Origin of the sequence: Endozoicomonas sp. OPT23 (assembly GCF_009653635.1) — a bacterium.
GTDB lineage: Bacteria > Pseudomonadota > Gammaproteobacteria > Pseudomonadales > Endozoicomonadaceae > Endozoicomonas_A.
Window position 1 is genome coordinate 526,626 of sequence record NZ_PPFD01000006.1, and the last position, 17,910, is coordinate 544,535.

Sequence of the window (17,910 nt, forward strand, 5' to 3'; positions counted from 1 at the left end):
TCGCCATTTGAGAGCGCTCTCTGGTCACTACTTACCTTGTTAAAGCCTTGTCACAATTTTATCTGCTCTTTCTACTTCTTCGAACTAGAATTTTCCTGAAACTCAATAATATGTCGTCAACTGCAGTCAACCACCGCTCATAAAGTTGCATTAAGCTACCTGCTTATATAGACATTAATATCTGGCACTGACTTTTATCGAAGTTATACCGCTTCTTTCAAAGCATGGACCGCCCTGATCAATTAATTTCACAAGGAAACCAAGTGAATAAAATCATTTCGCCTCTTCTATTGCTATGCAGTGTATTACTCATAACAGGGTGCAAAAGCTCTGGCAGTTCTTCTTCAGGCAGTGACTCAGGCCAAACTCAGGAGACACCAGCCTCAAACAATGATGGTGGCTTTACTTCAGATGATCCCCGCTGGAACATCGATAATTATCGTGGCCGTACAGTCAACTCAGAGTCATTGTACGGTTTATGGGTTCTTACCGGAGATGATACCGTCTCTGTCACTACTGACTTAGCCAATGACAGCGGCACTGGAAAGCGACGAATGTTCTTTACTATTCGCCCAACACTTACAGCGGGCGAAAGTCAGGTGCGTCTCTGCTTCGTCGGCGACAGTTGGTTTACCTATGACGGTGTTGCTCCTGACATTCTCGTTGATGGTCAGGGCGAAGGAATTACTGTTGATTCGACCTTGGTAACAGACACCGATGATGTTCGTATGAATATGACCGTTCAGGTACTTACAAATGACGGTGAAGGCAATAGTTCAAACTTTAGCGGTGATTATAAAGCTATTAAGATAGCTGACAGCACGGCTGCCAACCTTGGTAAGTTAACCATTTCAAGTCGAATTATCGATTATAGTGCCGCCGACTCCGTGACGCTTAAAAGCATGTTCGACAACCTGGAAACATCTGTCGGCTGCGCAACTGAAACAGATATGCCTTTCATTGCTGCTGCTTCTTCAGGAGGATATGTTCCAACTCAGGATGTGGATCAGGTTTTGAACGCTATTGAACGTGTTGAACACACCTTTCTTGGCTTCAATGAAGGCTGGCTAGAGCTCAGAAAAATTCATACGACGACTGGTAGTATGGGTTTTTTTACTCACTCAGAGCCTGAGCCTGAAACAGAAGACCACTACATCGCTGTAGGGAGCAGCAGGGACAACATCTATGATTTCAGTGAGCGTTCAGTGAATAATCTTGACGCGAGAATAAGATCAGAAAACCATTTATCTATAGACAACCTGAATGAATCACTGACAGCAGAGTTTGATCTCGACTTTCCATAATTCGTTTCCATCAAGCCTGAGTCAGATAACCAACTGACTCAGGCACTCTTTACAATGTCCTTTCAATACTACCAAGTTCTAAAAAATCAGGTTATTATTCGACTGCAGCTTACCCGGCTGCGTTTGTCGTTTCGTATATTTCAGCGCCACCTCTGCTGAATACTTACACAGTGTCTGCCATCAAAGACCAACGACACCTGGCAATTACCCTATTTATCTCGTGTAGTCGGAGTACATATGAAACGAGAACAATGGGCCACACGCACCGGGTTTATTCTGGCAGCAGTGGGCTCGGCTATCGGCCTTGGCAATATCTGGCGTTTCCCTTACATGGCCTATGAAAATGGCGGGGGCGCATTCCTTATTCCTTATTTCTTCGCGATGCTCACCGCAGGCATTCCATTTATTATTATGGAATTCGGCCTAGGTCAAAAGCTTCGTGGTTCTGCACCAGCCGTCTTTTCCCGCATCAGTCCAAAACTGGAAATCCTTGGCTGGTTCCAGGTATTAATAGCTGCTGTTATCGCCGTTTATTACGTAGCTGTTATTGGCTGGGCTATTTCCTATCTGGGTTTCTCTTTCACCCAGAGCTGGGGTCCTGATGCAAACGCCTTCTTCTTTGGCGAGTACCTGAATCTGGGCGACGACAACAGCCCATCTGCGCTGGGCTCCCTGCAATGGCATATTGTTGTACCGGTGATTATCGCCTGGGCAGTAAGTTTCTACGCTACGTTCACTGGCGTTAAAGGCGGCATTGAACGTTTAAGCAAAGTAATGATGCCACTGCTGTTCGTTATGGTTCTGATTTTGACCATTCGCGTAGTGATGCTGCCTGGTGCGGCTGAAGGCCTGAACTGGCTGTTCAAACCGGACTTCAGTGCTCTGACTGATCCAAAAGTATGGTCAGCGGCTTACGGTCAGATTTTCTTCTCGCTCAGTGTTGGCTTTGCCATCATGATTGCTTACTCCAGCTACCTGCCAGAGAAGTCTGACATCAACAACAACGCCATGATGACCGTATTCATCAACTGCGGTTTCTCGCTGCTGGCCGGTGTTCTGATCTTCTCTGTACTGGGTTATATGGCTCAACAGAAAGGTGTTGCCCTGACTGAAGTGGTTAGCGCTGGCGTTGGTCTGGCCTTTGTTACTCTGCCTTCCGCTATCGATTTACTACCACTGCCATGGTTGCTCGGTCCTGCGTTGTTCCTGGCACTGGTTGTTGCCGGCATGAGCTCTCATATCTCAATCATGGAAGCGATCATCTCTTCCGCGATCGACAAGATGGGCTGGACGCGCAAGAAAGCCGCTTCCGTTATTTGCGGCTCAGGTCTGGTTCTGTCGCTGCTGTTTGCTACTAACGGCGGTCTGTTGTTGCTGGATATTGTTGATTACTACATCAATAACGTTGCTCTACTGGGCAGCTGCCTGGCTGAACTGTTCCTGATGGCATGGGTGTACAAGAAACTGCCTGAACTGAGAAGTCACGTAAACTCTGTGTCTGACTTCAGCATTGGCACATGGTGGCAGTACACCATCAGCTTTATCTGCGTTGGTCTGCTGACTCTGATCGTCGGCAACAACCTGGTGACCGCAGTCAGCGAAAATTACGCCGGCTATGCTACCAGCGACCAATTACTGTTTGGCTGGGGTCTGTTGACCCTGATGCTAGCTGGCAGCGCTTTTATCGCCAGCCGTAACAATCAATATTCACTGGTTTCCGAGGTATAAGACATGAGTACTGCTGCTATCGCTATGATGCTGTTCGGATTCGCTGTCACCTGGGGTGGCGCTATCATCTGCATCCGTAAAGCCATGAAGAGCTGATTCTTCTGTCAGCCCGGGAATTTCTTTTCCCGGGCTGATCCATACCGAACGTTTCCTGCTCTAGCTCCTTTATAGCCTCCACCCATCCCAAAACAGACCTCACAACTTTTATTCCAGCTGTTTCAGTCTGTTATCTGATGTAAATCAAAACGGGATTTAAGGCACTTCCTGTAGTATCCTTGTTCGCTTATTAGCCATTGAATTTTTTCAGAATAACCAGAGTCTGGCCCTGAAATAATATTATAAATTCAATGGATATCAGGAACTACAAGCAGTAATTATTCCTATACAAATGAATGACCTACCAAAGTCACACCTGATCAGCCAAATTCGTGATCGCATCGCTCGTAATGCCAGCCAGACGGCCATCAAGTACTGCGAGAACGAACAGTGGCAGTCCATGACCTGGCACAGGTTTGGTGACAAAATCGACCAGACTTCCAGAGCATTGTTGACAGGCGATCTGCCGGTTCAGTCCAATATCGCCATCTGGTCCCAGAATATGCCGGAATGGACCTTTACTGATCTGGCGGTTTTACAGACTCGCTGCGTAACGGTTCCTATTTATGCAACCAGTACGGCTGACCAGGCCAGTTACATTCTGAATGAAACTGAAGCACCCGTTCTGTTTGTTGGCGAAGAGACTCAATACCTTGGCGCATTGGAAATTCTGTCCCAGTGCCCACACCTGAAACTGATCGTGGTGTTTGATGAGACTGTTGACCTCAGAGGTTGCATTAACGCCATCCACTTCCATCAGTTCCTGAATATTGCCCCTAAGAAGAGCCCACTGCTGGAAGAGCGACTGGCTTCCCGCAGCATGGATGACCTCTACACTCTCATTTACACTTCGGGTACCACCGGTCAACCTAAAGGGGTGATGCTCGACTTCAACACGCTAAGCTCGGCTCTTGAAGCACATAAAAACCTGATTCATATCGATCATACCGATACGTCACTCTGCTTCCTGCCACTCAGTCATATTTTTGAACGAGCCTGGAGCTTCTATGCGCTGAGCATGGGTGCTACCAATTGCTACCTTAACGACCCTCAGGCTATCTCCAAAGCACTGCCGGAAGTTAAACCTACCGTTCTCTGCGCTGTCCCCCGTTTTTATGAAAAGATTTACAACGGCGTCCAGGGTATGTTGCAGCAGTCGTCTTTCACCAAGCGACTGATCTTTAATACTGCACTTAAAATCGGCAATACCCATATGAATCTTCACCGCAAAGGGAAAAACATTCCCGGCTGGCTGAAGACCTTGAATGGTATAGCTGACAAGATGGTGTTCGGCAAGATTAAAGCCAAGCTCGGTGGCAATATTCGTTTTATGCCTTGTGGCGGCGCCCGCATTGATGACGACATCTGTCGCTTCTTTCACGCCATGGGCATCAACGTCAAAGTCGGCTACGGCATGACCGAAACCACAGCAACGGTTACCTGCTTCCGTGACACCGGTTACCAGTTTGGCAGCTGTGGCTCGCCTCTGCCCGGCATACAGGTGAAGATTGGTGAGGGTGGAGAAATTCTTGTTAAAGGCGGCACGGTTATGAAGGGCTACTACAAAAAGCCCGAAGAAACCGCCAAGACCTTTGACAGCGAAGGTTGGTTAAAAACTGGTGACGCAGGTCTTATTGATGAACACGGCCAGCTGAGAATTACCGAGCGCATCAAGGAGTTGATGAAAACCTCCAACGGTAAATATATTGCCCCGCAGTATATTGAAGGCACGCTGGGCAAAGACCGTTTTATTGAGCAGATAGCTATTGTCGCTGACGCCAAGAACTATGTTTCCGCTCTGATTGTTCCCGCTTTCGAAGCGCTTGAAGAACATGCCCGCAGCATCAACCTCAAGTACGAAAGTAAAAAGGAACTGATCAAAAACGCCGAAATCAAGGCGATGTTTGAGGAGCGTCTCGACAAGATTCAGGATGAACTGGCAAAGTTCGAACAGGTAAAGAAGTTCACCCTGCTGCCAAGAGAGTTCTCCATCGAACTGGGTGAAATCACCCCTACTCTGAAACTGCGTCGAAAGATCATCATGGAACGTTTCCGCAAGGAAATTGAAGCCATGTATAAGCCAAACAGATCTTGATTGACCTCGGGTCTGATCACCATCAGGCCCGATTCCCACCTATACTGTCCCAACTATTTTCTTTCTCGTCCAAATTCAAATCAGGAATGTGTGTATGCCTTTATTTTCACGGTATCTGATGATTATCACGATATTGCTGAGCACTGCTGCGCTTGCACAAGATCAGGTTGTTCAACTGGATACGGGTCAACAGGTAATTCTGCATAATAATTTCACATGGGAATACCTTTCTGCGGATGAAAGCAGCCATCTGGACAGACCGGCTACCCTTTCTATCCCACTGAATTCTAAAAACAGACAGGTCAGGGTTGTGCCAGGTGAAACCATGAGCCTGCTGCAACTGACCCGTTCCGGACTGGACTTGCTGTTGGCAAACCCTGAATACCAGAGTAACCAGTTAGTTATAACCACCAATTTGACCAATCAGGGAACAGCCTCAATTATTCGTGCCGTAATTGAATATCGGATAATGGACGCTGAGAACAAAGTACTGGATAGTGGCAGACAGGTCGTATGGCAATCGATCAAAAGATTATCCAGCAGTTACTTAAGAGCCGGAACAATCGAGACCGGAAATCAGTTGAAATTCAACGTACCCAAGAAAGATCAATACTGGCTTGAAGCCAGTATTGATGAAGTAGAAGTTCGCTAGCTTTATGTCTATACCCGCTGAGGCAGCTCTGTCATGTCATGGCCATTCGTTGAATACCCTGACAGTAATGAGTAGCGGCTCGCAAGTACAGAAAACTGCCAAAAAAGACAAAACAAAGGCTGGAGACCAGAGCAAAACGGATACTCTCGTTACCGTAGGCAGGCATTAACTGGTCACTGAGGACGCCCACCAACACAGGACCAATACCCATACCCACCAGGTTGAAAACCAACAGCAGAATTGCTGAAGCCTGGGTTCGCATATGATCCGGACTCAGGTTTTGTATCGCGGCATAGGTTGGCCCTATCCAGAAAGCAGCAACAATGCCACCTGCGATCATAAAGAGAGTCGCTACCGGAATCTGACTGCCAAACAGCTGAAACTGATCCTGCTCAGGCCAGAGCAAAAATGCGCCCTGAAATGGCACAGAAAGAAAGGCACCGATTGCCGGCAACCATAACTGCCAGCGTTGATCCTTTTTACTCAACCTGTCGCAGAGCACGCCGCCCAGAATGGCGCCTAGCAAGCCACTGGCTGTTCCGATAATGCCAAGAATCAGACCTGTTTCCACCAGACTCAAACCATGAACCCTGATCATAAAACTGGGCGCCCAGGCGCCAAGGCCATAGCCGGACAATGCCGTAAATGCCGCCGCTATGGTTATACGACTGAAACCTGGCGTATTCCAGATCTCCTTAACCGTTTTCAACAACGGTGGAAAGGCCTCCTCTGTCTTTTTTCGAGCAGGCTCTCTGACAGAAAAAGCCATCAACAATGACAGCAGAACACCCGGCAGGCCAAAAGCAATAAACGCCATTCTCCAGCCAAAGGCATCTGCAATCATTGCACCGCCAAACATACCAATCAGTACACCAAAGTGTGTGCCTGTGGCATGAATGCTCAGTGCTGTAGAACGCTTTTCAGGAGGAAAATATTCAGCAATCAGCGCTTGTGAGGGCGATGTGCCACCGGCCTCCCCTATTCCAACACCCACACGAAGTAACGCCAACTGCCAGAAGCTGGTAGCCATACCGCAAAGCGCAGTGAAACCGCTCCAGAAAGCCAGGGAAATAGTCAGCACTTTTTTTCTCGACCAGCTATCCGCCAGTCGAGCCACAGGGACACCAAGAGTTGCGTAGAACACAGCAAAAGCAAAACCGGTGAGCAGTCCCATGACCGTATCACTGGCCTGAAACTCATTCTTGATAGGCTCAAGCAGAATGGTCATCAACTGTCGGTCGATATAATTAAACGCATAGACAATGACCAGCAGTACCAGCACATAGTTTCTATAAAGCGGTGTAACGTTTTTTTGAGACACGAGCTGCTCCCCGTTTTTTATTATTTTTATGTGTAACGATCAGGAGTAACAATCAGTAGGAATTCAAAAGAGTAGCACGAGAGATTCGGCCATTTGTCATGCAAACAGATGATATAAAAACGACAGTAGGATGTTAGGGGACCTGCAAACAAGTCCCCCAGAGGTGCAGCTTCACCTTAATTGATAAAGCTGCGAGCTGACAGATTTAAGCCTGAGCAGGAATAACAGGAGCGGGACTCACTACACCACGGTTTTGCGCATGGTGTCGCATAAAGTGATCCATCAGAGTGATCGCCATCATCGCTTCAGCAATGGGTACCGCACGAATACCCACACAAGGGTCGTGACGGCCTTTGGTAACCACTTCTACCGGCTCGCCGTCCATATTGATGCTCTTACCCGGCGTGGTCATGCTGGCCGTTGGCTTCAGGGCAATATGAGCAATAATGTCCTGACCGGAACTGATACCACCAAGAACACCGCCTGCTGAGTTGGACAGGAAACCTTCCGGTGTCATTTCATCACGATGCTCAGTGCCACGCTGGGAGACCGATTCAAAACCGTCACCGATTTCCACGCCTTTTACAGCATTAATGCTCATCAGTGAGTGTGCCAGATCAGCATCCAGTCGATCAAAGACCGGCTCACCCAGTCCCGGCATCATACCCGTCGCCATAACAGAGATCTTGGCACCGACAGAATCACCTTCACGACGCATTTGATCGATCAGTTTTTCCATCGCCGGTACTTTATCCGCATCCGGACAGAAGAAAGGATTCTGACGAACCTGGTTCAGATCCATGGATTCAATTTTGATACCACCAATCTGGGAAAGATAGCCGTGAATTTCAATACCCTGAGATTTCAGGAACTTTTTGGCAATGGCACCAGCCGCAACCCGCATAGCGGTTTCACGGGCGGATGAACGACCACCACCACGGTAGTCACGAAAACCGTATTTGTGGCTGTAGGTGTAATCAGCGTGTCCCGGACGAAAACGGTCCATGATATTGGAATAGTCTTTCGAGCGCTGATCAACGTTTTCGATCATCAAACCAATAGGCGTACCCGTAGTTTTACCTTCAAAGACACCGGAAAGAATCTTCACCTGATCCGGTTCACGACGCTGCGTCGTATATTTGGAGGTACCCGGTTTACGGAGATCGAGATCCTGCTGAATATCCGCTTCAGTCAGTTCCAACCCTGGAGGACAGCCATCAACGATACAGCCAAGAGCAATACCATGGGATTCACCAAACGTGGTGACGTTGAATAACTGGCCTATGCTGTTGCCTGCCATAATCTTCCCCTGAATAACGGTCGGCCACTGACAGCAGCCGACATTAACTAATTATTATATTTGTGATCAGCCCTGCAGGCGACTCTGAAACAGTGGCTGATATTTACGGCAGTTTTCTGCGTCCAGAATCAGCACACCGTGACCACCCGCCTCAAACTCAGGCCAGATAAACGGCACTTCAGCGTATTCTTCTCTCAGCGCCCAGTGGCTGTTACCAATTTCCAGTACCAGCAGCCCCTGTTCATCAAGGAAGTCTGCGGCACGAGCCAGAATGGTACGCGCCATGTCCAGACCGTCTTCACCGGCCGCCAGACCCAGTTCCGGCTCATGGGAAAACTCTTCCGGGAAGTCAGCCATATCTTCAGCATCTACATACGGAGGATTACTGAGCAGTAACTGATATTTTGGTTTCTCTTCCATCTCATCCAGAGCACTGAACAGATCAGATTTTACCGCCTGCACTCTGCCCCACAGCTCATGTTGGTCGAGGTTAATGCCTGCCACTTCAATGGCGTCCTCGGAAATATCCAGCAGGTCGACAATGGTTTCAGGAAATTCATGGGCGGTTGCCATACCAATACAGCCTGAACCGGAGCACAGGTCCATCACTCGCTCAACCCGAACATCGCCCAACCATGGCTGGAACTGTTGTTGAATCAATTCGGCAATAGGCGACCGTGGTACAAGAACACGTTCATCCACATAATAAGGCTGGCCACAGAACCAGGCCTGATTGACCAGATAAGCCAGAGGCTTGCGTTCGGTAATCCGTCGTTCAATCAGATCTGCTACCCGCTGCTGCTCCTGCAGTGATAAACGACAGTTCATATAAGACTCTGGCAATTCCCACGGCAATTGTAATACCTGAAAGACCAGGTGCATGGCTTCGTCCAGGGCATTATCACTGCCATGACCAAAGAACAGGCCAGCTTCATTAAAACGGGAAGCGCCCCAGCGGATAAAGTCTCTAATACTGACCAGCCCTTCAAAAGAAACGGCTGACTGGTCATTAACTGTTGGGTTCACGAATAATCCTCCGAAAGAGCATGCTCTTGTAAGAAACCTTGAGCTGCCTTCCATATAACCCGGTAAATCGCCGTAAAATAGCATAGTTTACAGGCATTTGTCGGCCTCAGGCTGGCTCATAATCAAAACTTCGGGATAGAATAGCGTTCTTCTACTGTCTCATTTTCACTACTCAAGACCCTCAGAGCAATGATTGACCAAGACGATGATGATCTGCCTGACTCCTTTATGGAGGCCATGAGTGGTGTCACACCACTGAAAAAAGGCAATAAGCAGGCTGATATTCAAAAGCCAGTCAATTTCATACCGGAAAGCACCCTTCAGGCCCGTCGTGCTGCGGCACAAAAAGCAGATATGGGTGGTGGTGCCGCGCTATCAGAAGCCTGGGTTGAACCTATCGAACCGGAGCAGAAGCTCAGTTTCAGTCGGCCGGGTATTCAACAAACCCGTATGCGGCAACTGCGTCAGGGCCTGATAGAGGTTCGTTATCAGGTTGACCTGCACGGCTATAAGGTCGAGGAAGCTCGGGAACTGGTGTACGAGTTTCTACAGGTGTCACGACAAAAAGGTTACAGCTGTGTTCGTATAGTGCATGGTAAATCCCACCGAACTCAGGATCGCCAGAGCACCATCAAAAGCCATGTTAACCACTGGTTAAAGCAGCTTTCAGACGTTCTGGCCTTCTGTTCAGCACCACCTTCCGAAGGCGGAACGGGTTCGGTATTGGTCCTTCTGAAACGAAAGCAATAAACCGGATTTAAACAGAATCAGCTTCGAGCAATGCGTGAGGCTGATCGGTTTTCTCCGCTTCCCACTGGTCCAGAGCTTTTACTGCCAACTGCCTGCCGGTTTCAGCAATTTCCTGAAATCGGTGGAACTCGTAAAACTGGCAGATGTTTCTTGGTACCGATATATGCACATCCGGCAGATAGCCCGCCATCTTGTATCGGGACAAGGACTCCTGCATCACTTCCATAGCCTGGTTGGACACATCCATCAGGTTAAGAGAATCCAGCAAGGCTGCTTCCGGCTGCTTCTCCTTTTTATTACCCGACAGTTTTCTGAACCAGCCTTCCAGAACAGATTCCGACTCATCTTCTTTGCTGAGGCTTTTGTGGAGGTCAGGCTTCGCTTCACCCAGCAAATCGACTGCCACCACCATATCCGCCATCGCTGAGCCAGCGGGTGCCATCGGCAGTGGATTCAACACCCCACCATCCACCAATAGCTGCCCTTGCATTTCTACCGGATTGAATAGTGATGGAATGGCGCAGGAGGCACGAATTGCTGTCACCAGGTCTCCACGCTGAAACCAGACTTCCTTACGGGTGCTTAGACTGGTGGCCACAGCCGTATAAGGTACAGCCAGCTCTTCAATACGATGGCTGCCCATTATTTCCCTGATGCGTGAAAAGAGCTTTTCTCCCTTGATGACGCCGGGTTTTGAGAGAGAGATATCCATTAGCCGAATCATTTCCAGATAATCGATGTTTTCAGCCCAGTTACAATATTCTTCCAGCTTTCCGGTTGCCCAGAGGCCGCCAATCAGCGCGCCCATGGATGCACCAGAAACCGCAACGATTTCGTAGCCTCTGGCTTCCAGCTCGCGAATAACACCAACATGAGCGTAACCACGGGCACCACCACTACCGAGAACCAGAGCGACACGGTTTGACATAGAATGACTCCTGCCCATGAATGATCATGTGTGTAGACACACGTAATCGAATATTAAATGGTTGTTTACCCGCTTGCGGCGGGCAAACAACTTATGAATTCGTATGTCTGGGTAATTACCTGAGGTTCAGATAGCCGGTCATAAGATCAAACAATTCCGGCTGGGTGATCATGGCAGGCACTTTCCCCAAACCTTCCTTATTAGCGAACAATGGCACATTAACACCTGTGTGTTCTTCAGCAAACAAACCGTTGGTCGCATAATTCACGGCCATGACACTGCCTTCCGGTGTTTTCACTCGAACCAGATAACCCGGTGTATAGAACGGCAAATCAAAACCGGAAAAAATGCTGGTGTCCGGCACCAGCTGCGCTGCCTGACCATGGTCAGCTGTAACCAGAACTAACGTATCAGGATTCTTGTCCGCAAAAGCCAGAGCCTGATCAAGTGCTTCGGTAAGTTGTTTCACTTCACCCAACTGACCGCAGGTTCTGCGTCTGTGAGAGGCCTTGTCGATTGAAGCCGATTCAATCATCAGGAAGAAGCCTTTATCGTTATCACTGGAAAGATGATTCAGGGCAGCAGTCGTCATCCTTGAAAGAGAGGGTGTATTGCCGAACTCAGGGTTTGTCACACACTCAACCGGTTCCGGCATTTTTACTGAACCAAGGTACTTGTGAACATAATTCAGCATGCTGGGATAAGGCCTTTCAGCTTCCCTGTCACCTTTAAAGGCCCAGCTCTCCGGCAAATGTTTCTCTGCAAACAATCCCAATATTTTCTTATCCGCTGGCAATCCATTCAGATCTGACGATGCATCCAGTACATGAAAGCCATTCTTTTTTGCACTATTAAGAACAGTTTGTTTTTTACCCTCTGCTTCGAATTCAAAGTGTTTGAAACCTCCCCCCAGAAACAGATCAACGTCTGAATCAGCAATCTGCTCGGCAATCGAGCCAGCTCCACCTTTGGCTTTGGTATCAGACGAACAGTCCACAGGCTTGCGGTCATGGTAAAGCGCATTAACCATCATGGACGGGTTTTCACACTCTCTTTGCTTTACCTTGGCCATAAAAGAGGCGGGAGTCGCATCAGTAATACTGGCCGTGGTTACTATGCCGGTTTTCATACCCGCCTTTTCAGCCAGATCGATGATACTGATCAGATCCTTATCTTCTCCGGCACTGGTACCGATACGGCCACGACTGGTCACCACACCCGTTGCGACAGCTGTGGCACTGTTGGCGGAGTCGGCCACATAAACAACCTTTTCCGGCTCTCTATCTGAAACACTGAGCACCTGCACCGCACTTCTGACCGGCATTCGATCGAGGTTCAGCTTGCCCTGAACACCCTCCAGATAGTTTCGGGCCAGAGTGATCTGCTGGTCATCCATGCCATCACCGATGATAAGAATGATATTTCTTTCTTTAGCAAAGGAGGCACCGGAGAGAGCACAGAGGCCAATAAGAAACAGGCTAAAACTTTTTTTAAGTGCATCAGACAACATAGTTTTCATTCTTATTATGTACGGAAGTATCAAATAAGAATCCTAATCTCTGAAACGTAAATATAAAAGCTCTAAACAGTTTATTTGTTGTTCTTACCAGGGTTTATTGCATTAAGAGAACAATCTTAAAATAGATTTCTTGAAAAGAAATAAAAGAAAGCTAATATGAATAATCATAAATATGTATGTACATAAATCAAAACAAAAGTACCGATGATGGGTGCGAAGTACTAACTCATGACCGGGGACCGTATGAATCTATTTTATGCCGTCGCGATGCGCATTCTTTTTATCCTGACGCTTCTTGCAAGCACATTGCACATCAGTGCTATCTTCGCAGATGAAACAGATCTTGAACAAGATATCCCCCTTATTAAGTCATACGCCAATAAGAAGGAGGGGGTAATCTGGCTCCATGCTCAATATGGGCATAAGAAAAATTCACCATCACTCACTATTAGCTATAACCCTGCTGAAGATTTACTGATCTTCAAACCTGATGAGTCAATACTTAGTCTCTACTATGTGACTCAATCAGAACTCCGTGAGCACGGTATACTTCCTCTCGAAGAGAGCAAAGAAATACACCCCAAACGCAAAACCATGTTTCTTCAGATAGTTCAGAGAAACCTGGAAGAGTTAGACGAAAGTGAGGCTAAAAACCCGGAAAAAAAAGACCATCAAACCTTACCCTCTGATGAAGAACCAGGCAAAAACTCTAATGCTGAATCAGATGATGAACCAGATTCAGACGATGAGCCAGACTCAGGTGATGAGTCAGATTCAGATGACGATTCTGATTCAAGCTCAGATGAAGGCTCGCAATCGCGAAAAGTGACTACGGAAGAAGAAATAGTTGTACCTGAGACAGAGCTGCAAGCGTTAATGTTGAAAGAGTTAAAAAGACAAGAATCGCTGGGAATAAAGCAAGAGAGGTGGGTAACCCACCAGCTCCCTGATAGAAAGATTATTCGCAAACTGGCAAGAAAACACTCTTCCGTGATAGCAAGCTGGCGAACTTTAAAACCTGGAAATGTAAAACACGGCTACCTATTCCATCGTTTCAATGAACATATCGCCTTTGACACATTTCTAAACATTATGAAGTCAACCGTTGAACAAAGACAATTAGCCATACTCGATTCATTAAAACCCGATATATCATTATTCTGGGATAAAGCCGTAAAACCTATCTCTTTAGCCGATGAAGAGTTTATTTCAAAAAGAGTTGAAATTGTTTCAATCATTCCAATTCCTGGACAACTTCCGGCTGTTATGATGGAAAAGCCACAATTTCATCCTGAATCAATCATCTGGAAAAGGATGCATGGCATAAGATACCCACACTTTAACCTTGTGCTTGATCCTTACCATTTTAATGCTGATGAATTGCGGAATTTCTATGAAACTGCTGATGAGCTGGCAAAAGAAATACTGGAAAAGATGATCGATGGTCTTGGCCATATTTCCTGGGATGACCCATTATTTCATAAAATATCAGGTGTCAAACTGGATCCGTCCAGAATTATACCATCAGAATTTTTTCCTTTTAGTGAAACCGGCGAAGAGCCTGCCCTAAGTCCTATAGATCAGGCGTTTGCTGCGTTGATAGAACAAGCTAAAGAAGAAAAGCACAAACAACTATTAGCAGAATCTGATGAAACGGCAGCACTCGCTATCAAGAGTGAAAAAGAAGCCAGAAAACACAGCGATGAAGAAGAATCCATAAAACTGGCTAAGATTTTTAAAGATTTTCACGAAGCGAAGGAAAAAACAGAGACAGCAGAGCCTGTAAAAAAAGAAGAAGCAAAAGAAGAAGCAACTAATTTTAAATCTACTGCTGCATCAACAATACCAGATGAAGATATCAAAAGCAAAAACCCTGAACCAACGATCAGTACTGAAAAAAGCGCCAAAAAAGGCAAAAGCAAAATAAAAAACAAACAATCAAAAAACAGGAGCTGGAACAAAGGAAAAGAAAAGAAAAAACCCAAGGAGGAGACTAAAACTGAAGAAGCTGTTCATAATGAAGAAAGCATTGTCTCTGAACGTACAACAGCAAGTACCAGAGAGAGCAAACACATTGAACTAGCCCGACGTTTTGAAGATATCCTGACTAAACACAAAATACCGGCTTCGGAAAGAGCACTCTATTTATCTTACCTGACACAGCCGGAGCTTCTCGAACATCCATATCGTTCCCCTATCATCCAGTCCTTGAAAGCATTTTTTAATTTAGACGACATACACTCTAAATTGAAAGAAGACATACTCTCCAGCACGGATGAAAGAATTGATACTGGAACATTACGGAGAAGAGAAACCGAAGTTATCCGAAAAAGTGTTAAAGATGAAATAGCATCAGAAGTCAGAATAAAAAGAGAGGAAGCAAAAAAAGATTACATTCAGAAGGAATTAGATAATAAAAGACGATTCCAACGTAAAGAAAAAATAAGAACAAAAGCCGAAAAAACGTTTGACGAAGAAACTGATCGTATCATTGCAGAAGCAATCAAGGATCAATATGAATCAAGGTACCTCGCTGCTTGTGAGAAAAGCACTGAGCAAAAGAGAAAAGCTGTTTTCTTCGAGCAGCACCATTACTCAATAGAAATTATTCCCACTGGCATGCCCCTGAGACAAGATGGCTACGCCCTTGCTTTTGAAAAAGAGCACCCTGGAATTCAGATGATTGATCAACTGATTTCACCATTTGGCTTCAGAGCACTCGTCGTCACTAAAGCACTGGAAAGAACCCATAAAAGAGACAACCTTACTGATTACAACAGATCGATAGGAGAGAGTTCTGGCGGAACCTTAAACAGATTGCAGGACACCACTCACAGAAAAAAAATTGATACACAAATAGCAAGATACCTTGATGAACACATGCCTCAAGCTTTTGCTACATTTACTAAAAATATGAGTTATCAGTCAGAACTTGCAGGACTTCCCAAAAGAATCGTTACGCCCGTTCCCATGGAAATCAGCTTAACCTATCCCTTCTCCCGGAGCTCTTCTGTATCAGGATCGGAATCTGATTCATCAAAAAATCATATACAAGAAGAGGCAGAGTTAGCAAAAATTGCCTTTGCTAACTCATTAAGAGAGAGATATAGAGGTCGTAAGAGCTCTAATGAAAAGGTTAAGGCTCCACTCAGGTTAGAGGACTCGATTTCCTCCGGGGAAAGTGGTGAAGGTCTTACAGCGATTGTGAGTCAACCAGACTCCACAAAACCGCTCGTCAATACCGCTACACCTGATGCAACAACTCTACTGGTTACAGAAAACACAGCACAACCTGATCAGACTTTGATCGAAGAAACGTCTACAATCAGCCCAGCCTCCGAGAAGAAAGAAGAGCCATCAGAAACACAGAAAGGTGATTCCAGCTCCTCCAAGATAACTGAAGCGCCTCTCGCAATAGACGTGCAACCTCAATCCGAATCTGAAGCATCACAACCAAAAACTACTACTAGAAAAGTCAACGAACGCCCTATAAAAGTACCTGAATGGACAAAAACAATCACCCCACTACAAGAGGAAAATGATGAAGAGCTGGCAAGAGCAGAAACCGATGAAAAGAATATCAATGATCCGGACTCGACAGTTTCATTAGTTGCTATTACCACCGTGACCACTCCCCTTATTACCCCATCAGCACCAGCTGCTGACGCGGACACCACCCAGCTGGCAATTGGAGCTGAATCTGAAAACTTTCCCGGCCAAGATACGAAAGCCCTACCTGAAACTGGCTATGAGCATCCTCAAAGCCGTACAAGCTATGAACTAGAAACTGATCTCGCTAAAGACCTTGGGAAAGATGTCTTGAAAACGGCCTATTTCTGGTTCACTACTCAACTCATTCGTGACTATTATCAGACAGGCGGCGTACATACCGTTGAACAGATCGCTGATTCTATCGAAGGATTATTCCAAATGACCGGGCTTGGGGATCCTGAAAGGGTTTCCATGATGATGACGAATTTAAAAGAATCCTATAAGGCATCTGAACCACTGAATGGCGTGTCACATTATATAACAGCCCCATTACTCGGTTCATATCTCTGGGGGAACTACTTTACTGCTATCAGTTACTTCCATGAGTCCCCAAGTACATTCAGCCTACATAATTTAATAACAACCTTTAATACCGCAGCAATGCAGACATTCTCGGACCTGACCTGGAATGGTGACCACCTTTTAATGTTGTTCAGCCTGTTGCAGGGATTTGACTCAGTCAAAGAGCTGGAGTCGCACCTTAAGGTCAAACAAAGCATGGCCAGAAAACAGTTTATTAATGCCGACATCTCCGAAGAAAAGTACCAGCAACTTGCTGACGAGACCGCAGAATGGCTGTTGAAATTAAGTCTTCCGAACTGGGAAGACTATGTTGATGCTGCTGCTGATAGCCTTTCTGACACGATATCTCAAAGCGAAATCTATGACCTGCAATTATCAGCCCATAGTGACAGCTCGTATCGAAAAGCATACCCCAGCGTGACAAAATCCATTCGCAATGGATCTAAAACTTTACAACCACTGAGACCTGTGGGCAGCCTTGTAAATCATGCTTTAGCCTACTCTTCTGCGACCACCACTTTTAGAGCGATTGCCAGGTACAGTCGAAACGTAATTGTTCCAAAACACCCTGGATTTGCATCTGTATCCAGACTCCTCTCAGGCCAGCCTCTCTCTTACAGCAGAACAAAAATGAGCCTGATTCCGGCCACTGCTGTATTCTCTGTCATGGGTGCAGCCAATATGCTGACAGGTGGCGCAGTTCTTATGGGAGCAAGCACAGCTTACGACGGCCTGTTTAATGAGTTTGGCTGGGCGAAACAGGTACTTGAACCCACCTTCAACTGGATTGACGGCAGTCCTGAAAAACCGGGACCATGGGTGACAGGGCTAAATCACCATTTACCTCGCCTGTCTGCGGGTCACCAGGAATCATACTGGTACACGTTAGCCTCTGGCATTGCGAATGTTGCCACTCAATGGTTATCCACGCCCTTCAGCCATTCAACCGCCTATCAGCCCGATAACTACACGACAAAAGTAGATTTCAACACACACCCTTCACCGCTAATGATTCCAAAGCAGACTCAGGTGAAGTATGAAGATGACGAGTTTGCGCAAATGATGAGAAAGGAAAAAGAGCAGGTTTACACCCCTCGAGTTATTTTACCCTAGGGGC

Annotated in this window: 12 protein-coding genes; 7 read left to right on the forward strand and 5 right to left on the reverse strand. The window is 46.6% G+C overall.

Going from position 1 to position 17,910, the window contains the following annotated elements:
• The first annotated feature begins 263 nt into the window (after nt 1-263).
• The 5 genes from EOPP23_RS16275 to EOPP23_RS16295 all read left to right on the forward strand — a co-directional run bounded on the left by EOPP23_RS16275 (nt 264) and on the right by EOPP23_RS16295 (nt 5,875).
• The gene (locus tag EOPP23_RS16275; protein ID WP_153767040.1) at nt 264-1,304 is read left to right on the forward strand and encodes a hypothetical protein; all 1,041 of its coding nucleotides are present in this window, start codon (nt 264-266) and stop codon (nt 1,302-1,304) included.
• Nucleotides 1,305-1,541: 237 nt separating this feature from the next.
• Nucleotides 1,542-3,032 carry a sodium-dependent transporter gene (locus tag EOPP23_RS16280; protein WP_153767041.1) on the forward strand — a complete coding sequence of 497 codons (1,491 nt, stop codon included), beginning with the start codon at nt 1,542-1,544 and terminating at the stop codon, nt 3,030-3,032.
• 3 nt (nt 3,033-3,035) lie between these two features.
• Nucleotides 3,036-3,128 (forward strand): MetS family NSS transporter small subunit, encoded by a 93-nt coding sequence (locus EOPP23_RS16285; RefSeq protein WP_153767042.1) that lies wholly within the window; start codon nt 3,036-3,038, stop codon nt 3,126-3,128.
• A gap of 292 nt (nt 3,129-3,420) precedes the next feature.
• On the forward strand, nt 3,421-5,223 hold the full coding sequence (locus EOPP23_RS16290; RefSeq protein WP_153767043.1) for a long-chain fatty acid--CoA ligase: 1,803 nt from the start codon (nt 3,421-3,423) through the stop codon (nt 5,221-5,223).
• Nucleotides 5,224-5,317: 94 nt separating this feature from the next.
• On the forward strand, nt 5,318-5,875 hold the full coding sequence (locus EOPP23_RS16295) for a DUF3157 family protein (protein ID WP_153767044.1): 558 nt from the start codon (nt 5,318-5,320) through the stop codon (nt 5,873-5,875).
• A gap of 31 nt (nt 5,876-5,906) precedes the next feature.
• Here EOPP23_RS16295 and EOPP23_RS16300 read toward each other — a convergent pair whose 3' ends face one another.
• The 3 genes from EOPP23_RS16300 to prmB form a co-directional block, all read right to left on the reverse strand.
• Complete coding sequence (locus EOPP23_RS16300) at nt 5,907-7,196, reverse strand: MFS transporter (protein ID WP_153767045.1); 1,290 nt, start codon at nt 7,194-7,196, stop codon at nt 5,907-5,909.
• Between the two features lie 205 nt (nt 7,197-7,401).
• Nucleotides 7,402-8,496 carry a chorismate synthase gene (gene aroC / locus EOPP23_RS16305; RefSeq protein WP_153767046.1) on the reverse strand — a complete coding sequence of 365 codons (1,095 nt, stop codon included), beginning with the start codon at nt 8,494-8,496 and terminating at the stop codon, nt 7,402-7,404.
• Between the two features lie 66 nt (nt 8,497-8,562).
• The gene (gene prmB, locus EOPP23_RS16310) at nt 8,563-9,522 is read right to left on the reverse strand and encodes a 50S ribosomal protein L3 N(5)-glutamine methyltransferase (protein ID WP_370514790.1); all 960 of its coding nucleotides are present in this window, start codon (nt 9,520-9,522) and stop codon (nt 8,563-8,565) included.
• Between the two features lie 189 nt (nt 9,523-9,711).
• Here prmB and EOPP23_RS16315 point away from each other — a divergent pair, with 189 nt between their 5' ends.
• A complete protein-coding gene (locus EOPP23_RS16315; RefSeq protein ID WP_153767047.1) occupies nt 9,712-10,272 on the forward strand; it encodes a Smr/MutS family protein in 561 nt (186 codons plus the stop codon).
• Nucleotides 10,273-10,279: 7 nt separating this feature from the next.
• Here the strand turns inward: EOPP23_RS16315 and EOPP23_RS16320 are convergent, their stop codons facing one another.
• Nucleotides 10,280-11,200, reverse strand: coding sequence for a patatin-like phospholipase family protein (locus tag EOPP23_RS16320; RefSeq protein WP_153767048.1), 921 nt, complete (start codon nt 11,198-11,200; stop codon nt 10,280-10,282).
• A 115-nt stretch (nt 11,201-11,315) separates the two neighbouring features.
• On the reverse strand, nt 11,316-12,710 hold the full coding sequence (locus EOPP23_RS16325; RefSeq protein ID WP_194842639.1) for an alkaline phosphatase: 1,395 nt from the start codon (nt 12,708-12,710) through the stop codon (nt 11,316-11,318).
• A 252-nt stretch (nt 12,711-12,962) separates the two neighbouring features.
• On the opposite strand from EOPP23_RS16325, the gene EOPP23_RS16330 reads away from it, so the two are divergent.
• The gene (locus tag EOPP23_RS16330) at nt 12,963-17,906 is read left to right on the forward strand and encodes a hypothetical protein (protein ID WP_153767050.1); all 4,944 of its coding nucleotides are present in this window, start codon (nt 12,963-12,965) and stop codon (nt 17,904-17,906) included.
• Nucleotides 17,907-17,910: the final 4 nt, after the last annotated feature.

Coding starts and splice junctions, on each gene's coding strand:
- EOPP23_RS16280 (WP_153767041.1), top strand. CDS start 1,542: ATGAAACGAGAACAATGGGCCACACGCACCGGGTTTATTCTGGCAGCA.
- EOPP23_RS16285 (WP_153767042.1), top strand. CDS start 3,036: ATGAGTACTGCTGCTATCGCTATGATGCTGTTCGGATTCGCTGTCACC.
- EOPP23_RS16290 (WP_153767043.1), top strand. CDS start 3,421: ATGAATGACCTACCAAAGTCACACCTGATCAGCCAAATTCGTGATCGC.
- EOPP23_RS16295 (WP_153767044.1), top strand. CDS start 5,318: ATGCCTTTATTTTCACGGTATCTGATGATTATCACGATATTGCTGAGC.
- aroC (WP_153767046.1), bottom strand. CDS start 8,496: ATGGCAGGCAACAGCATAGGCCAGTTATTCAACGTCACCACGTTTGGT.
- EOPP23_RS16315 (WP_153767047.1), top strand. CDS start 9,712: ATGATTGACCAAGACGATGATGATCTGCCTGACTCCTTTATGGAGGCC.
- EOPP23_RS16320 (WP_153767048.1), bottom strand. CDS start 11,200: ATGTCAAACCGTGTCGCTCTGGTTCTCGGTAGTGGTGGTGCCCGTGGT.
- EOPP23_RS16325 (WP_194842639.1), bottom strand. CDS start 12,710: ATGTTGTCTGATGCACTTAAAAAAAGTTTTAGCCTGTTTCTTATTGGC.
- EOPP23_RS16330 (WP_153767050.1), top strand. CDS start 12,963: ATGAATCTATTTTATGCCGTCGCGATGCGCATTCTTTTTATCCTGACG.